At 70.9% G+C, this 15,787-nt stretch carries 15 protein-coding genes; 7 read left to right on the top strand and 8 right to left on the bottom strand.

Going from position 1 to position 15,787, the window contains the following annotated elements; translation table 11 throughout:
• Window positions 1-91: 91 nt before the first annotated feature.
• Together ACWD3I_RS21225 and ACWD3I_RS21220 are read right to left on the bottom strand one after the other, a co-directional pair.
• Window positions 92-847: a GNAT family N-acetyltransferase gene (locus ACWD3I_RS21225; RefSeq protein ID WP_365393234.1), complete on the bottom strand. Its 756-nt coding sequence runs from the start codon at window positions 845-847 to the stop codon at window positions 92-94.
• A gap of 96 nt (window positions 848-943) precedes the next feature.
• Window positions 944-1,588 (bottom strand): GNAT family N-acetyltransferase, encoded by a 645-nt coding sequence (locus ACWD3I_RS21220; protein WP_365392920.1) that lies wholly within the window; start codon window positions 1,586-1,588, stop codon window positions 944-946.
• A 163-nt stretch (window positions 1,589-1,751) separates the two neighbouring features.
• On the opposite strand from ACWD3I_RS21220, the gene lon reads away from it, so the two are divergent.
• Window positions 1,752-4,166: an endopeptidase La gene (lon, locus tag ACWD3I_RS21215; RefSeq protein WP_365392922.1), complete on the top strand. Its 2,415-nt coding sequence runs from the start codon at window positions 1,752-1,754 to the stop codon at window positions 4,164-4,166.
• A gap of 93 nt (window positions 4,167-4,259) precedes the next feature.
• Here lon and ACWD3I_RS21210 read toward each other — a convergent pair whose 3' ends face one another.
• Window positions 4,260-5,093, bottom strand: coding sequence for a lysozyme (locus ACWD3I_RS21210; protein ID WP_365392925.1), 834 nt, complete (start codon window positions 5,091-5,093; stop codon window positions 4,260-4,262).
• A gap of 233 nt (window positions 5,094-5,326) precedes the next feature.
• Between ACWD3I_RS21210 and ACWD3I_RS21205 the strand changes: the two genes are divergently transcribed.
• Entirely contained in the window at window positions 5,327-5,821 is a 495-nt protein-coding gene (locus tag ACWD3I_RS21205; protein WP_365392928.1) for a MarR family winged helix-turn-helix transcriptional regulator, read from the top strand.
• A 129-nt stretch (window positions 5,822-5,950) separates the two neighbouring features.
• Here the strand turns inward: ACWD3I_RS21205 and ACWD3I_RS21200 are convergent, their stop codons facing one another.
• A complete protein-coding gene (locus tag ACWD3I_RS21200; protein WP_365392931.1) occupies window positions 5,951-6,739 on the bottom strand; it encodes a protein phosphatase 2C domain-containing protein in 789 nt (262 codons plus the stop codon).
• A 369-nt stretch (window positions 6,740-7,108) separates the two neighbouring features.
• Between ACWD3I_RS21200 and ACWD3I_RS21195 the strand changes: the two genes are divergently transcribed.
• From ACWD3I_RS21195 to ACWD3I_RS21175, 5 genes are read left to right on the top strand one after another with little or no spacing between them, the layout of a single operon-like run.
• Window positions 7,109-9,772, top strand: a complete 2,664-nt coding sequence (locus tag ACWD3I_RS21195; RefSeq protein ID WP_365392935.1) for a sensor histidine kinase — start codon at window positions 7,109-7,111, stop codon at window positions 9,770-9,772.
• Entirely contained in the window at window positions 9,769-10,269 is a 501-nt protein-coding gene (locus ACWD3I_RS21190) for a roadblock/LC7 domain-containing protein (protein WP_365392938.1), read from the top strand. Before ACWD3I_RS21195 ends, ACWD3I_RS21190 begins: the two co-directional genes overlap by 4 nt.
• Complete coding sequence (locus ACWD3I_RS21185; protein ID WP_365392940.1) at window positions 10,266-10,673, top strand: DUF742 domain-containing protein; 408 nt, start codon at window positions 10,266-10,268, stop codon at window positions 10,671-10,673. The genes ACWD3I_RS21190 and ACWD3I_RS21185 overlap by 4 nt, the downstream gene beginning before the upstream one ends.
• On the top strand, window positions 10,654-11,298 hold the full coding sequence (locus tag ACWD3I_RS21180; RefSeq protein WP_365392942.1) for a GTP-binding protein: 645 nt from the start codon (window positions 10,654-10,656) through the stop codon (window positions 11,296-11,298). Before ACWD3I_RS21185 ends, ACWD3I_RS21180 begins: the two co-directional genes overlap by 20 nt.
• A 25-nt stretch (window positions 11,299-11,323) precedes the next feature.
• Window positions 11,324-12,571, top strand: coding sequence for a styrene monooxygenase/indole monooxygenase family protein (locus ACWD3I_RS21175; protein ID WP_365392945.1), 1,248 nt, complete (start codon window positions 11,324-11,326; stop codon window positions 12,569-12,571).
• On the opposite strand, the gene ACWD3I_RS21170 is transcribed toward ACWD3I_RS21175, so the two are convergent.
• The 4 genes from ACWD3I_RS21170 to ACWD3I_RS21155 form a co-directional block, all read right to left on the bottom strand.
• Window positions 12,550-13,599, bottom strand: a complete 1,050-nt coding sequence (locus ACWD3I_RS21170) for a C40 family peptidase (RefSeq protein ID WP_365392948.1) — start codon at window positions 13,597-13,599, stop codon at window positions 12,550-12,552. The two genes, ACWD3I_RS21175 and ACWD3I_RS21170, sit on opposite strands and share 22 nt — an antisense overlap.
• Before the next feature lie 103 nt (window positions 13,600-13,702).
• Window positions 13,703-14,014 carry a hypothetical protein gene (locus ACWD3I_RS21165; RefSeq protein ID WP_267014882.1) on the bottom strand — a complete coding sequence of 104 codons (312 nt, stop codon included), beginning with the start codon at window positions 14,012-14,014 and terminating at the stop codon, window positions 13,703-13,705.
• Window positions 14,015-14,024: 10 nt separating this feature from the next.
• Entirely contained in the window at window positions 14,025-14,672 is a 648-nt protein-coding gene (locus tag ACWD3I_RS21160; protein WP_365392952.1) for a TetR/AcrR family transcriptional regulator, read from the bottom strand.
• A 157-nt stretch (window positions 14,673-14,829) separates the two neighbouring features.
• On the bottom strand, window positions 14,830-15,768 hold the full coding sequence (locus tag ACWD3I_RS21155) for an AurF N-oxygenase family protein (RefSeq protein ID WP_266888070.1): 939 nt from the start codon (window positions 15,766-15,768) through the stop codon (window positions 14,830-14,832).
• Window positions 15,769-15,787: the final 19 nt, after the last annotated feature.

Below are 15,787 nucleotides of genomic sequence, written 5' to 3'. Positions count from 1 at the left end.
GAACGAGCTTGCAGTGTGCAGGCGGTTCCTGTGAATGCCGTTGCGGGTTCATGACGACGGACCTGCGGTGTTGTGGCGATCGCAGCGCGCGTCAGGCCGTGCGGGGCGGGTTCCAGACGTACGGCGTGGTCGTCGTCACCGCCTCGAAGCCGAGGCGGCGCAGGATGGGCGCGCTGTCGTCGGAGGCGTCCACGTGGAGATACGTGACGCCGCGCGCGGTCGCGAGGGCGGCGCGGGTGGCGACCAGGGCGCGGTAGATCCCTCGTCCCCGCCACTCGGCGAGCGTGGAGCCGCCCCACAGGCTCGCGAACGCGGTGCCCGCGCGGAAGGCCAGCCAGGCCGCGGAGACCACCTCGCCGTCCGCCTCGGCGACGTGGATCGAGATCTCGTCGGGGGCGGTGGCGACCCGGCCGATGAGGTCGTCGGCGAGCCAGCTCCAGTCCTGGCCCCACACGGTGGACTCCATGGCGGCGATGCGGCGCATGTCGGCGTCCGCCGTGACCCGCCGCAGCGTCACGCCGTCCGGCAGGACGGGCTCGCGTACGGCCATGTCGGCCGCGCGTCCGATCAGCACCGTCTCCCGGTCCTCCGGCAGGAAGCCGGCCGCGCTGAGCCGTTCGGTGAGGTCGGCCGGGGTGTCGTGGCCCCGTGTCTTCCACTCCACGGCCTCGCCGCGCGCCGCGAAGTAGTCCCGCTGCCGGACGATGAGCCCGTCCAGCGCGTCCCCGTCGACGCCGAGTTCGCGCGGCCCGCTCACGAACCCCCGGAACTGCCCGACGATCCGCAGCAGCGGGCCGTCGTTCTCGTACGTCACCCCGGCGGGCGGGGTGGGCGGCGCACCGCGCATCTGGTCGTCGTAGGCGGCGAGGAAGATCTTGGTGTCGGTCACGGCACGACCGTACGGCGCCCGGCACAGGAGGCAACCGGTTTTCGGGCGGCGCTCTCAGCCGGTGAACTTCGCGCTGGTCAGGGGTGCGGTCACCGTCCAGCCCAGCGACTCGTACAGCCCCCGCCCCGCGGGCGTCCCCGCCAGGACGCAGGTCTCGGCGCCCTGTTCCGAGGCGGCCCGCTGGAGGGTGCGCATGACGACCGTGCCGAGGCCCTTGCGGCGGTGCCGCGGCGAGGTCTCGATCTGGTCGACGACCGCGGTCGCGCCGGTCGGGGCGAGCTGGCCGCGGGCCGCCCAGGAGCCGTCGGGGGCGGCGAGCATGGTGCGGGTGACGCCGCCGCGGGACCAGGTGCGCAGGCGGTAGCCGTCGGGGACCGTCGGCTCGTCGGGCGCCGTGGTCAGGGGGAGTGTCATCAGGTGGCCGGGCTCGGGGTCGATCCACCAGCCCTCGCCCAGCCAGCCGCCGACCGCGGCAGGATCCCGGAACACCTTGAGCCACACACCGGCGCCGGTGACCGCCCCGGCCACCTTCCGCACGGCCGTCTCCTCGACGTCGTCGTCGATCGCGCCGAACACATGCCGTGCGACATGGCTGTCCACACCCATGTCGATCGTGCAGCCCCACGGCTCGACCACCGGCGGGGCCGCCCCGCGCGAGAGCACCCATCCGTCCACCCATGCCCGCACGGTCCGGTCCATGGCACCCCTCCGGTAATGATTACAAGCCGTCTGGGGTTATTACATTAGCTGGTCACGCATTCCGGCGGACGTGATCGCTCACAGCGAACGCGCCCAGGGGAACAATCGAAGGCTCACGTGCATTGAGTCGGCATAGCTCAACTTGAGTGCCGAAGGGGAGATCATGGCTTCGACGTCCACACCGCTCACTCTGCCCGTGCTGCCGCTCGACGACGAGGTCGTGCTGCCCGGCATGGTGGTCCCGCTCGACCTGAACGACCCCGACGTACGCGCCGCGGTGGAGGCCGCCCAGGCCGCCGCCCGGTCGGAGCCGGGCAAGCCCAAGGTCCTGCTGGTGCCACGCATCGACGGCGCCTACCCCGGTACCGGCGTCCTCGGCACCGTCGAGCAGGTCGGCCGGCTGGCCGACGGCGACCCGGGCGCGCTGATCCGCGGCCGGGGACGGGTGCGCATCGGTGCCGGGACCACGGGGCCGGGTGCCGCCCTCTGGGTCGAGGGCACCCGTATCGACGAGACCGCGCCCGAGCCGCTGCCGGGTCATGTCACCGAACTGGTCAAGGAGTACAAGGCCCTCGCCACCGCGTGGCTGCGCAAGCGCGGCGCCTGGCAGGTCGTGGACCGTGTCCAGGCCATCGACGACGTCTCCGCGCTCGCCGACAACTCCGGTTACTCGCCCTTCCTGACCACCGACCAGAAGGTCGAGCTGCTGGAGACCGCCGACCCGGTGGCCCGCCTCAAGCTCGCGACCCAGCAGCTCCGCGACCACCTCGCCGAGCAGGACGTCGCCGAGACCATCGCCAAGGACGTCCAGGAAGGCGTCGACAAGCAGCAGCGCGAGTTCCTGCTCCGCCGCCAGATGGAGGCCGTCCGCAAGGAACTGCGTGACCTCAACGGCGAGAAGGACGGCGAGGAGTCCGACGACTACCGCGCCCGCGTGGAGGCCGCCGACCTGCCGGAGAACGTCCGCGAGGCGGCCCTCAAGGAGGTCGACAAGCTCGAGCGGTCCAGCGATCAGTCGCCCGAGGGATCGTGGATCCGGACCTGGCTGGACACGGTCCTCGAACTCCCGTGGAACGAACGGACCGAGGACGCCTACGACATCCAGGGCGCCAAGGCGATCCTGGACGCCGAGCACGCGGGCCTGGAGGACGTGAAGGAACGGATCACCGAGTACCTCGCGGTGCGCAAGCGGCGCAACGACCGGGGGCTGGGTGTGGTGGGCGGCCGCCGCGGCGGCGCCGTCCTGGCACTGGTCGGCCCGCCCGGCGTCGGCAAGACGTCCCTGGGCGAGTCCGTCGCGCACGCCATGGGCCGCAAGTTCGTCCGCGTCGCCCTCGGCGGTGTGCGGGACGAGGCCGAGATCCGCGGTCACCGGCGTACGTACGTCGGCGCGCTGCCCGGCCGGATCGTCCGTGCCGTCAAGGAGGCCGGGTCCATGAACCCGGTGGTGCTGCTCGACGAGATCGACAAGGTGGGCTCCGACTACCGGGGTGACCCGGCGGCGGCTCTGCTGGAGGTCCTCGACCCCGCGCAGAACCACACCTTCCGGGACCACTACCTGGAGGTGGAGCTGGACCTGAGCGACGTGGTGTTCCTCGCCACCGCCAACGTCCTGGAGGCGATCCCCGAGGCCCTGCTCGACCGAATGGAGCTGGTCCGCCTCGACGGCTACACCGAGGACGAGAAGGTCGTCATCGCCCGTGACCACCTGCTCCCGCGCCAGCTGGAGCGGGCCGGCCTCGACAAGGACGAGGTGACCCTGGACGAGAGCGCCCTGCGCAAGCTCGCCGGCGAGTACACACGCGAGGCGGGCGTCCGCACCCTGGAGCGGTCCATCGCACGGCTGCTGCGCAAGGTCGCGGCCCAGCACGAACTGGGCGAGCGGAAGCTGCCGTTCACGGTGACGGACGAGGAGCTGCGGGGCCTGATCGGGCGGCCGCACCACGTGCCGGAGTCGGCGCAGGACCCGGCGGAGCGCCGTACCGCGGTGCCGGGTGTGGCGACGGGCCTGGCGGTGACGGGAGCGGGCGGTGACGTGCTCTTCGTGGAGGCGTCCCTGGCGGACCCGGAGACGGGTGCGGCGGGCCTGACCCTGACGGGCCAGCTGGGCGACGTGATGAAGGAGAGCGCGCAGATCGCGTTGAGCTTCCTGCGCTCGCACGGCGCCGAACTGGAGCTGCCGGTGGGCGACCTGAAGGACCGGGGTGTGCACATCCACTTCCCGGCGGGCGCGGTGCCGAAGGACGGCCCGAGCGCGGGTGTCACGATGACGACGGCACTGGCGTCGCTGCTGAGCGGGCGGCTGGTGAGGACCGATGTCGCCATGACGGGCGAGGTGTCGCTGACGGGTCGCGTGCTGCCCATCGGCGGCGTGAAGCAGAAGCTGCTGGCCGCGCACCGGGCGGGCGTCACGACCGTCATCATCCCCAAGCGCAACGAGCCCGACCTGGACGACGTCCCCGCCGAGGTGCTGGACAAGCTCGACGTCCACGCCGTGACGGACGTCCGCCAGGTCCTGGAACTGGCGTTGTCGCCGGCCGTGAACGGGGCGACGTCGGAGGTTCCGGTGGCGGCGTGACTTCCGATGGCGGCGTGACGGACGTCATCGGATGAGGTGAAGGCCCGGGTTCTCGTGAGGGAGGCCCGGGCCTTCGCCGTACCGGGGAGGGGATCAGCCGTTGGCGAGCGCCCGCACCCTGTCGAGCGCCCCGTTGAACCGGTCGTGGTCGCCGACCGTCGGCCCGGACGAGGTGTACTGCCACATCGTGTAGGTGCTCCACCCGGCCGGCAGTGTCCCCACGGTCGAGGCGTAGCGGGCGATCCACAGCGGGTTGGCGGCGAAGCCCGCGTAGTTGCCGGTGCACTGGATCCACCAGCTGGTGGAGGTGTAGATGACGGCGTCGCGGCCGGTGCGGGTCTTGTACTGGTTCAGGAAGTCACGGATCCAGCTCACCATCGCGCTCTTGGTCTTGCCGTAGCAGGAGTCGCCGTACGGGTTCCACTCGATGTCGAGGGTGCCGGGCAGGGTCCTGCCGTCGGCGGACCAGCCGCCCCCGTGGTCGACGAAATAGTTGGCCTGCGTTGCGCCGGTCGTGGTGTCCGGGGTCGCGAAGTGGTACGCACCGCGGATCATGCCGACGCCGTAGGAGCCGCTGTACTGCTGGGAGAAGTAGGGGTTCGTGTAGTACGTCCCCTCGCTCCCCTTGGTGTAGGCCCACCGGACCCCGCTGTTCCAGAGGGTCGTCCAGGCGACGTTGCCCTGGTAGCTGGCCACGTCGACGCCCTCGGTCTGGGCGGCGCGGGTGCGGGCGGGCAGACCGCCCTGTCCGTCGTGGGCGACGACGCCCATGCCCATGCGGGCGGTGCCGCGGGTCGGCGTGGCTGTGGCGTCGGGCGACTCGGCGGCCGACGCCGGGGCTATGGGCAGCAGCGCGTACACGGCTGCGAGGACGCCGGCGAGGAACAGGTGGCGCGGGCGGGGGGATCCGGGTCTGTGCACGGGCATGGCGTGCCTCCGAAGGGCTCGGTGATGCTCGGTGGGGGAACACCCGGCCGGGGGTGTATGGCGTGGGCATGCCAGTCAACGCCTGGTCGAGAAGCTACGCGCGTCGACGAGCGGGTGGGAAGAGGGACCGGTTGCTGCCGTTGGTCCAGCCCTGCGAAATACTTACCGAGCTGCGGTGACGGCGCAATTTGGCAGAAACTTTCAGGACCGGGAAAACCGAGGCAGGGACTGACGTGCGCGAAGACGGGAACGGCGACGGACACGGAGACGGGTCCGACGGGTCCAGGACTGGTCTCGACCAGCCCGAATTCCTGGCGTTGGAACGCGAGTTGACCGTGCTCCTGCGGCGTGCCCGCGCCAACCAGGGCGAGATGGCCCGCGAGGTCCACCCCGACCTGGAATCCGCCGCGTACGGGTTGCTGGTGCGGCTCGAGGAGTCCGGTCAGCAGCGCGCCACGGAACTCGCCGCGTACATCGGCGTGGGCAAGGCCACCATGTCCCGCCAGCTGCGCGCCCTGGAGACCCTCGGCCTCGTCACCCGCGCCCCGGATCCCGCGGATGGCCGCGCCTGGCTCGTCGAGCTCACGGCGGAGGGGCGGTCCCGGGTGGGGCGGGTACGGAACGCGCGACGGGCGCGGTACGCGGGGCGGCTGGCGGACTGGAACCCCCGCGAGGTGTCCGAACTCGCGCGTCTGCTGCATGAGCTGAATCGGGGCATGGAGCGCTGACCCGGCCGGCGATCGGTGGCTCGTCGTCGGGCTCGGCAGCTCGGGGGCGGCCACCGGTCTCACCGCGTACGAACCCGGGAGCAGGCCCCTCGGTCAGCGCCGAGGCGTCCCCGAACCCCTGACCTCGCCTCACAACTCCGCGTACACCACGGTCGCATCGTCATGCGTCTTGCTCCGCCCCAGATACACCCGCCCCTCCGCGTCCGCGCCCTCCAACTCCCGCACCCGCGCCACCAAGGCCCCCGCCCCGTCCTTCCGTACGAAGGTGAAGCAGTCCGTCCAGTCGCCTTCGCGGAACTTCTCCACCCACCGGGTCGCACCGTCCGTCAGCGCGGCCAGGGACCGGACCGACGGGCGCGGTAGTGCGCCCGTCACCGCCCGGCCCGCCACCGACGGATCGGCCGCGGCGGTGAAGAAGCCGTTCTCCTTGTTGCGGAGGGTCAAGTCGATGAGGGCGTCCGAGGTCAGGGAGGAGCGGGGGAGGCGGGAGAGGCGGTCGTCGAGGACGGCCGTCACCGTGCCGTCCTCCGACTCCAGCAGCAGGGCCGAGTCCGAGAGGACCAGGTACTCCAGCGTCCGCGCCGACCAGCGTGCGACAACCACTGTGGCCTGTGGTGTACGTGGGTGAGAAAGGTCACAGGTGTGAGCGTGGGACTCGGAGGTACGCGAGATGGCGAGGCTCAACGCCTCGGTCAGCGGAACATCGGGGAGGGAAAGGGTCAGTTCGGTCAGTGCGCCACCCAGACGTGCCGTGAACCAGGGGACGGAATGCAGACACCCCGTCTCGCCCGCCGGCGGCGTGACGCCGTCCAGGACCACGAGCGCCCCGCCCTGTCCGGAGGCCGGAAGGGCGACACTCGCGAAGTCCTCGTTGGGGCGGGTCCGGTCGCCGGGCTCCGAGATAAGTTCCGTACGCATTCGGCCAGTCTGCACGAGCCCTTCACGGTGTTCACAAAAGGCTGGCAATGGTCGCCGGACGGGCGCAGTCGCGCAGGTCAGGCGCCTGGTTTGGGAGAGAATGGTTCACTCCGGGAAGGCGTGGTGGCGGATAATGCCATCGGTCGGCGGCGACGTCCAACCGGCCCGGCGGTCAAGGTCGCTGACCATGCCAACGGAACTTGCTCGCCAACTCCCGTCCGGGGTTCACTCCTTCGGGTGGCGGGTCGGGTGATGCGCGCCCGCTGCCCAGCGGCACTGGGAGGGTCGGGAAACGTACCCGGTGTGTGACTCCGGTTGACGGAGCGTCACCCGGGCCCATGGGTACACGAGTCAGGAATGCGAGCACCGGTGCAGAAGACGCGGCCTCGTCGTACGAGCAAGCAGACGGCCCCCGCCGATCCCACCACCGCCGACGGTTCCGCCGTCGGCAAGGGCCGCCCCACCCACGTACGCAACCGGCTGATCGTCGCCGCGGCCGTCGTGGCCGCCGCCGTCGTCGGAGCCGGTACCCCCTCGATCCTCGCCGCCTCGGGAGAGCTGAGCGACTCCCAGGACCTGGTGACGCTCGCCGAGCAGACCCAGGACGCCCTGATCCTCGCGCACTCGCTCGCCGACGAGCGGGACGAGGTCACGTCGTACGTCGCCGCCGGGCGCGCCAAGTCCAAGGCGCCCTCCGAGCAGCGCAGCGTCCGCGTCGACCGCCAGGTCGAGGAGTTGCGCGCCGACACCGACACCCCCGCCGACCTCCGTACGGATCTCGAGGGCATCGCCGCCCTGCGCCGCGCCGCGCTCACCGGCAAGAGCTCCGCCCTCGAGGTGCACCAGACCTACTCCGCGGCCATCAACGAGCTGCACCGTCTCGCCGAGCACCTGGCCGAGCAGATGCCGCCCCGCGCGGGCTCCGGCGCCTACGCGCTTGCCGAGCTGGACTCCGCCGTACAGCAGTCGGCCGCCGCCCGCGGCCTGCTCCTCGCGGCGCTCAACGTGCCCCGCACCACCCAGACGGTCACCGACCCCGTCACCGGGCTCGCCTCCACCGTCGTCACCTCCTCGGCCGCCGACACCAAACAGCGCGACGCCCTCACCGCCGCCGCCCAGCAGGCCCGGCTGCGCTCCGACGCCGCCCTCGCCGACTTCCACGACACGGCTCCCGAGGCCGCGAAGAACAGCTTCGACTCCACGGTCACCGGCCCCGAGGTCAACTCCGCCGAGAAGTACCTGGCCGGCCTCACCGACCAGGCCACGCTCTCCGACGGCGAACTCGACACCAGCACCAAGAAGGCCGACGCCGCCCTCTCCGCCCGCGTGGACCTCATGCGGGGCGTGGAGTCCGCGCTCTACAACCAGCGGACCAAGGACCTCGCCCAGCTCCGCGACGACGACGTCACCGCGCTGGAGCTGCGCGTCGCGATCCTCGGCGCCCTCATGCTGCTCGCCGTCGGCATCGCCACCGCCATGGCCCGCACCCTGACCCGACCCCTCGCCGTCCTGCGCCTGGGCTCCGCCCGGTTGGCGCAGGCCGAGGAGCCGACCACTGAGGAACCGGTCAAGTTCACCGGCCGCAACGACGAGTTCGCCCAGGTCGTCCGCTCCGTCAACGCCCTGCACGCGCACACCGTCGCCGTCCAGGAGCGCGTCGCCACCCTGGAGTCCGACCGCAAGCACCTCGTCGGCCAGCGCCAGAAGATGGCCGACGCCCGCGAGGAGCTGCGCACCGAACTCGCCGAGTCCGCCGCCCAGTTGGCGCGCCTTCGCGAGAGCATCGGCGGCACCTTCGTCAACCTCGCCCTGCGCACCCTGGGCCTGGTGGAACGCCAACTCGCCGTCATCGAGGGCCTGGAGGAGCGCGAACAGGACCCCGACCGCCTCGCCACCCTCTTCAAGCTCGACCACTTCGCCACGGTCATGCGCCGCCACAGCGAGAACCTCCTCGTCCTCGCCGGCACGGAACACGTCCAGCAGCACGCCGGTCCGGTCCCGCTGGTGGATGTCGTACGGGCGGCGGTGAGCGAGATCGAGCGCTACGAGCGCGTCCGTATCGCGGCCCTGCCCCCGCACGCGCATGTCGCGGGTTTCGCGGCCGACGACCTGTCCCACCTCCTGGCCGAGCTGATGGAGAACGCCACGTCGTTCTCCCCGCCGGAGATGCCCGTCGAGGTCTCCGGCTGGCTGCTGGAGAGCGGCGAGGTCATGCTCTCCGTCCAGGACGAGGGCATCGGCGTGACCGACGAGCGGCTGACCCGCCTCAACTCCCGTCTCGCCGACTTCGACCCGGACTCGCCGTACGACCAGGAGGGCGAGGAGGGACTCGGCCTCGGCCTGTACGTCGTCGCCCGCCTAGCCCACCGCCACGGCGTCCGCGTCCAGCTCCGCGAGCAGAAGCAGGGCGGCATCGCCGCGGTGGTCGTCCTCCCGAAGGGGCTGCTGGCGTCGGCACCGTCCGCCGCGGTCCCCGCCTCCGCCCCGCTGTCCGGCGCCACCCACGGCTTCTCCCTCCCGGGCGCCGACGCGGAGGCCAACTCCAACGTCCTGCCCACCCGTTCGGGCACCGGCGATGTGCTGGTGGCCCTGGCGGAGAAGGCGGTGCGGACCTCGGAGACGGCGGGGGAGGAGAGCCCTGCCGAGACGACGATGGAGCTGCTGGTACCGATTCCGGCGGAGCCCGAAGCAACCCCTGAACCCGTGGCCGCCGACGGTGCGGAACCCCTACAGGGGCCACCCGCATCCGACGACGAGACGGAACACGAACGCACCCCGGACGAGGACCAGCTCACCGCAAAGGGCCTCCCCAAGCGCACACCCAAGATCACCGCGTCCGCGACCACACCGCGCCCGCGCAGCAGTTCCGTGGACGCCGAGGCCCTCCGCCGGAGGCTCGGCGGCTTCCGCCGGGGGGCGGAGGCCGGCTACCGCGACGTAGAAGCAGAGATCGCCGAACAGACGGGTCGGACGAGGACACCCGCACACAGCGAAGAATCCACGGGGGGAACTCCCGAGGAGGCAAGCAGTTGACCGCGCCCAGTACCTTCGGACTGAGCAGTGAAGCCCGCAACCTGCACTGGCTGCTGACGAACCTGGTCGAGGAGGTGCCGGGCATCCAGTCAGTAGCGGTGGTCTCATCGGACGGCCTGCTCCTGCTCTCCTCCGACCCCGGCACCAACGACGAGGCCCGTCGGACCCGCACCACCGCGAAGGGCCCACGAGGCTCCTCCGCCGACCTCGCGACCATCGTGTCCGGCATCGGCAGCCTCACCATCGGCGCCGCCAAGCTCATGGAGTCGGGCGGGGTGAAGCACACGATGGTCGCGATGGACGAGGGCAGCCTGTTCGTGATGTCGATCAGCGACGGCTCGCTGCTCGGTGTGCACGGCTCCGCGGACAGCGACATGAGCGTCGTGGCGTACCACATGGCGTTGTTCGTCGGCCGTGCCGGCCACGTCCTGACCCCCGAACTCCGCAGCGAGCTACGGCAGTCGCTGGAGTCCGAGACCACGGGGGGCGCGCGATGACCGGCCGTCCGAACCTTCCGGTCCGCGGCGGCGACCGCAAGCCCGCCCGCGTCCGCCCCTACTCGCTCACCGGCGGCCGCACCCGCTTCGGCCACGTCCTCCTCGTGGAGACGTTCGTCGCGGCACTGGAGGCCCCGGAGGAGCGCAAGGAACTGACGAATGGTTCCCTCAACACCCGGGTCATGCCGGAGATGCGGGCCATCGTCGAACTCTGCCGCCGTATGCGCACGGTGGCCGAGATCGCCGCGCTGCTGAAGATGCCGCTCGGCGTGGTCCGCGTGCTCCTGAGCGACCTCGCGGACCAGGGAAAGATCCGTGTGTACGGCACCGGCACCGGTCACGGCACCGGCCGCCCGGACCGCGCTCTGCTCGAAAGGGTGCTGAGTGGACTCCGTCGTCTCTGACGCCGCTCGTGGCGTCGCCCCACTCGTCGAAGTCGAAACCGACGACAACCTCAGGTCCTGGCAGACGGACCGCACCCGGGCCCCGATCGCGACGAAGATAGTCGTGGCCGGCGGCTTCGGCGTCGGCAAGACCACGCTCGTCACCGCAGTCTCGGAGATCAGGCCCCTGGAGACCGAGGCGCTGATGACCGAGGCGAGCGAGGAGACCGACGACCTCACCGCCACGCCCGGCAAGCTCACCACCACCGTGGCCATGGACTTCGGCCGCCTCACGCTCGACGACGACCTGGTGCTCTATCTGTTCGGCACACCGGGACAGCAGCGGTTCTGGTTCATGTGGGACGACCTGGTGCGCGGTGCGATCGGCGCGGTCGTGCTGGCCGACACCCGCCGGCTGAAGGACTGCTTCCCGGCGCTGGACTACTTCGAGAGCTGCGGACTGCCGTACGTCGTCGCGGTCAACCACTTCGACGAGAGTGAGCTGTTCGAACCGGAGGACGTGCGGGAGGCGTTGACGATCCCCGCGCACATCCCTGTAATGATCATGGATGCGCGCCGCCGGATCTCCGTGATCGAGAGCCTCCTGGCCCTCGTCGGCCACGCGCTGGACGAAACACCTGAGTAGTCGCGACCAAGGAGCCACCAGCCGTATGCGGAAGATACTCGTCGTAGGGGCCGGCCAGTCCGGTCTCCAGCTCGCCCTCGGACTCCAGTCGCACGGGTACGAGGTCACCCTGATGTCGAACCGGACGGCGGACGAGATCCGCTCCGGCCGGGTCATGTCGACGCAGTGCATGTTCCACACGGCACTGCAGCACGAGCGCGATCTCCAGCTGAACTTCTGGGAGTCCCAGGCCCCGAAGATCGAAGGACTCGGCGTCTCGGTCGCGGCCCCCGGCTCCTGGGCCGAGGGCCCCGCGGCCCGTGCGATCGACTGGGCGGGCAAGCTCGACGGGTACGCGCAGTCGGTCGACCAGCGCGTGAAGATGGCCGGCTGGATGGAGACGTTCGCCCAGCGCGGCGGCCAGCTCGTCATCCACGGCGCGGCCGTCTCCGACCTCGACTACTTCTCCCGTACGTACGACCTGGTGCTGGTGTCGGCGGGCAAGGGCGAGCTGGTGTCGATGTTCGGCCGGGACGCCTCCCGTTCGCCGTACAGCGAGCCGCAGCGCGCGCTGGCCGTGTCGTACGTCCATGGCCTGGGCTCCCGACCCGAGCACCCGGAGTACGACGCGGTCCGCTGCAACCTGGTCCCCGGTGTCGGCGAGCTGTTCATCATGCCGACCCTCACGACCTCCGGCCGCGCGGACATCCTGTTCTGGGAGGGCATACCCGGCGGCCCGCTCGACGTCTTCAACGGCGTCAAGGACCCCGCGGAACACCTCTCCCTGACCCTGGAACTCATGGAGAGGTTCACGCCGTGGGAGTACGCGCGGGCCACGAAGGTCGAACTGACCGACGCCGGCGGCACATTGGCGGGCCGGTACGCGCCCACCGTCCGTAACCCCGTCGGCCGTCTTCCCGGTGGCGGCCTTGTCCTCGGTGTCGCCGACGTCGTCGTCGCGAACGACCCGATCACCGGCCAGGGCTCCAACTCCGCCTCCAAGTGCGCCGCTTCGTACCTCGCGTCGATCCTCGAGCGCGGGGAGAAGGAGTTCGACGAGGACTGGATGCAGGGCACGTTCGACCGCTACTGGGACACCGCCCAGCACGTCACCAAGTGGACGAACGCCATGCTGGCGCCGCCGCCGGAGCACATCCTGAACCTCATAGGCGCCGCAGGGCAGTTGCAGCCCGCCGCCGACCGGTTCGCCAACGCGTTCGACGACCCGGCAGACTTCGAGAACTTCTTCTACGAGCCCGAGAAGACCGCGGCCTACCTGGCCTCGCTGTCCTGATCAGGGCGTACGGCTCCGAGGATCGGGTTCGACGCGATCGGCGACACCTTGACGTTCTCGCCGGTCCTCGGAGCCTGGACGATCTCGCCCTTGCCCAGGTACATCGCCACGTGCGTGGCGTCGGCGAAGTAGATCACCAGGTCGCCGGGGCGCAGCTCCTTGAGAGGGATACGGGGGAGCCGCGCCCACTGCTCCTCGCTGGTCCGGGGGATGGGCGTCCCCGCGTGACCCCACGCCTCCGAGGTCAGACCTGAGCAGTCGTACTCCTTCGGCCCCTCCGCACCCCACTTGTACGGCTTCCCGAGCTGGTCCATGGCGTAGCGCACCGCCTTGTCGCCCTGGTCCGACGGCTTGCGGTCCCTGTCGCTCAGGGCACCCGACGCGATGAGGTCGTCCTGTGCCTCGGCGATCTCGTCCTCCTCGAACCGGGCGAGCTCCCGCAACTGCTCCTCGCTCAAGGAGGAGAGCAGCTCCTCGACGGCGTGCAGCTTCTTCCGTACGCCGTCCCGGTCCTTCTTCTGGCGTGCGGCCAGCGTGAGTTGGGCGTCCAGTGCCTTGCGGGCCTCGCGCGCCACGCCGTCGGCCTTCTTCTCGCTGCCGGTCAGGCGGCCGACCGTCTCGGCGCGCTCCCGGGCCAACTGGCCGATGACATGGCCCTGGTCGAGGGCGTGCTGGGGGTCGCGGGCCAGGAGCAGACGGACGTACGGGGAGATGTCGGTGCTGTTCTGGTACTGCTGGCGGGCCAGGCGGCCGGCCGCGCCCCGGCTGTCGTGGAGGGAGAGCCGGGCCCGGGACAGCGCGGTGTCCAGGCGGAGCACCTCCGCCTTCTGCTTCTTCAGCTTCTCCTCGGTCGCGTTGTACGTCTCCGTGGCCTGCTCCGCCTCCCGGTACAGGTGCTGAAGGTCCGTCAGCAGTTCGGCGACGGTGCGCTCACCGGGTTCCGGTACGGCGTTCGCGGGCACGGGCGCCAGGGCTGTGCCGGCCGCGATCGCCGCCGTACACGCCAGGCGCAGAAGCCTTCCTGACACGTCATCACCTCCGGTGCGGGGCAGCCACTCTGCTCCGCACGGCGAGCATGGGACGGCTCGGAAGGGCGCGCGCGTCGAGCGTGCGCGGTTCGGCCCAATCACGTCACCCGTCGGTGTCCTCCCGCTTGCCGCCCGGCGTGGCGTCGGGCTTGGTGGCGGGTTTCGACCATGGCCAGCGCAGACGGGAGGGCGTGCCCTCGGGCTCGTACTCGTACTTCCACCCCTGCTGGAGGCCGAGCCGCTTGCTCTGGCCCCGTGGGACACGGCGGTAGACCAGCACGGTGGGCGGGCCGCCGGCGGCGTCCGGAACCGGGATGCGGTACTGCTTGGGCGGGTGGCCGGTGGGGCCCAGGAGGACGGGCAGCACGCGGCCGTCCATCGGTCCGCCCTCGAAGGGGGTGTCTTCGCTCTTCACGGGACCAGTCTCAGATAGGTGACGTGAGGTTCTGCGCCAGCGTCGCCGTCTGCGGGTCGCGGGCGGCGGTGACGGTGAGTACGGCGACGAACTGCTCGACCAGCCAGTCGCGGAGCTCGTCGACGGGAGGCTGCTTGCCCTCGTCGAGCCAGATCAGGGACGCCGCCTCGACGGCGGTGATCCACATGCGCACCGTCATGCGGAGCCGGAGGCCGGGTTCGGTGACCCCGAGGTGGCTGAGGATGTGCTCGGCCGCGGCTCGGCGTACGCCGTCCACGATGGCGGTGGTGCGGGACGTCTCGACCACGCTGCCGCCCTGGAGCAGGGCGCTGAATCCGGCGTCGTGCTGGTCGACGAAGGCGAGGTAGCGGTCGAGGGCACGGGAGAGACGGACGAGGAGCGGTCCCTCGCGGGGCTCGTCGAAGCACTGCTGGAGTTCATCGGCGGCGGATCTGAGGGCGGCCTCGTACAGCTGCTGCTTGCCGCCGGGGAAGTACCGGTACACCAGGGGCCGCGAGACTCCGGCCGCCTCCGCCACGTCGTCGAGAGACACGTCCTCGGGTGCGCGGTGCGCGAAGAGGCCGAGGGCGGCTTCGAGGAGCTGGGTGCGGCGCTCTTCGACGCTGAGGCGGCGGTAGGCGGGGACGGAGGGGGTCATGCCTCGCAGGGTAGTCGGCCGTCTGCGGGTTCGTTGTGGCTGGTCGCGCAGTTCCCCGCACCCCTGGGTGGGTGCAGTCAAGGGAGTACCCGGCTGTCCCGACCTCCAGGGGCGCGGGGAACTGCGCGACCAGCCCCCACCGGCCCGCACCCGACGATCAAGCCAGCAGCCCCGAAGCCCGCCACAGCCGTCGCCCGACACCCCGCAGCACCCCGATGTCGTCCAGGAAGTCCGTCAGCTTCTTCGAGCCCGTCTGCATGACCTCCCGACGGTGGCCGCTGGCCTTCACCTGCGCCATGGCCTCTCGCTGGTCCAGGCCTACGTTCGTGTAGACCTCGGGGTTGACGAAGGCCACGGAGAAGACGCGCGCGAACTCACCGGAGGTGACCCGCGTGAACTCCTGCGACCACCGAGGCGCCGTCATCATCTGGCGGCGCAGTTCCTCACGGGCGTAGCGGACATGGCGGGCCTCCTCCACGACGTGGATGCGGGTCACGCCCCGGACCAGGGGCTGCACCCGCTCGTCCGGGAACGTCAGCCGCTGCATCCAGTCGAGGACCTCCTCGCCGAGCAGCGTGGCCGTGAAGGAGCCGGGGGTGGTGGAGATGGTCTTGAAGAGGCGGCCCAGGTTCTGGTGGGCCCGGCTGACCGGGTACCAGGGGGTGCCGCCGCGCGAGATCAGGCGGGCGAACATCTTCGAGTGCCGGCACTCGTCCTCGATCTCGGTCAACGCGTAGCGCACGTGCGCACTCGTCGCCGCCTTGTCGTAGATGTGCCGGACGAGCAGCTGCATCAGGATGATCTCGAACCAGATGCCCAGCGAGGCCAGCGCCGCCGCCTCGTGCTGGGAGAGCAGGATCCGCTGCTCCTCGCTCATCCGCTTCCACATCGGGGTGTCGTAGAGGGAGACCAGTTCCGGGGGCCAGAACCACTTGCCCTCCTCGAAGGGCGCCTCCCAGTCCAGTTCCTTGTCCGGGTCGAAGGAGTGCTTCGCGGAGGAGTCGAGGAGCCGCTGGGCCACCTGCTCCCGGTCCTTGAGCAGGCCGAGCGCATCGCGCAGTCCCGCGAGCGCGTCGGCGTCCGTCAACGTCGTCATGCCCTTATGAGACTGCTTG

It is taken from the genome of Streptomyces sp. NPDC002817, assembly GCF_053592055.1.
The sequence above is the reverse complement of the archived record's forward strand: the minus strand, read 5'-3'. Positions and strand labels throughout refer to the sequence as shown.

Coding starts and splice junctions, on each gene's coding strand:
- ACWD3I_RS21225 (WP_365393234.1), bottom strand. CDS start 847: ATGCGCGGTGCGCCGCCCACCCCGCCCGCCGGGGTGACGTACGAGAAC.
- ACWD3I_RS21220 (WP_365392920.1), bottom strand. CDS start 1,588: ATGGACCGGACCGTGCGGGCATGGGTGGACGGATGGGTGCTCTCGCGC.
- lon (WP_365392922.1), top strand. CDS start 1,752: ATGGCTTCGACGTCCACACCGCTCACTCTGCCCGTGCTGCCGCTCGAC.
- ACWD3I_RS21210 (WP_365392925.1), bottom strand. CDS start 5,093: ATGCCCGTGCACAGACCCGGATCCCCCCGCCCGCGCCACCTGTTCCTC.
- ACWD3I_RS21200 (WP_365392931.1), bottom strand. CDS start 6,739: ATGCGTACGGAACTTATCTCGGAGCCCGGCGACCGGACCCGCCCCAAC.
- ACWD3I_RS21185 (WP_365392940.1), top strand. CDS start 10,266: ATGACCGGCCGTCCGAACCTTCCGGTCCGCGGCGGCGACCGCAAGCCC.
- ACWD3I_RS21175 (WP_365392945.1), top strand. CDS start 11,324: ATGCGGAAGATACTCGTCGTAGGGGCCGGCCAGTCCGGTCTCCAGCTC.
- ACWD3I_RS21160 (WP_365392952.1), bottom strand. CDS start 14,672: ATGACCCCCTCCGTCCCCGCCTACCGCCGCCTCAGCGTCGAAGAGCGC.
- ACWD3I_RS21155 (WP_266888070.1), bottom strand. CDS start 15,768: ATGACGACGTTGACGGACGCCGACGCGCTCGCGGGACTGCGCGATGCG.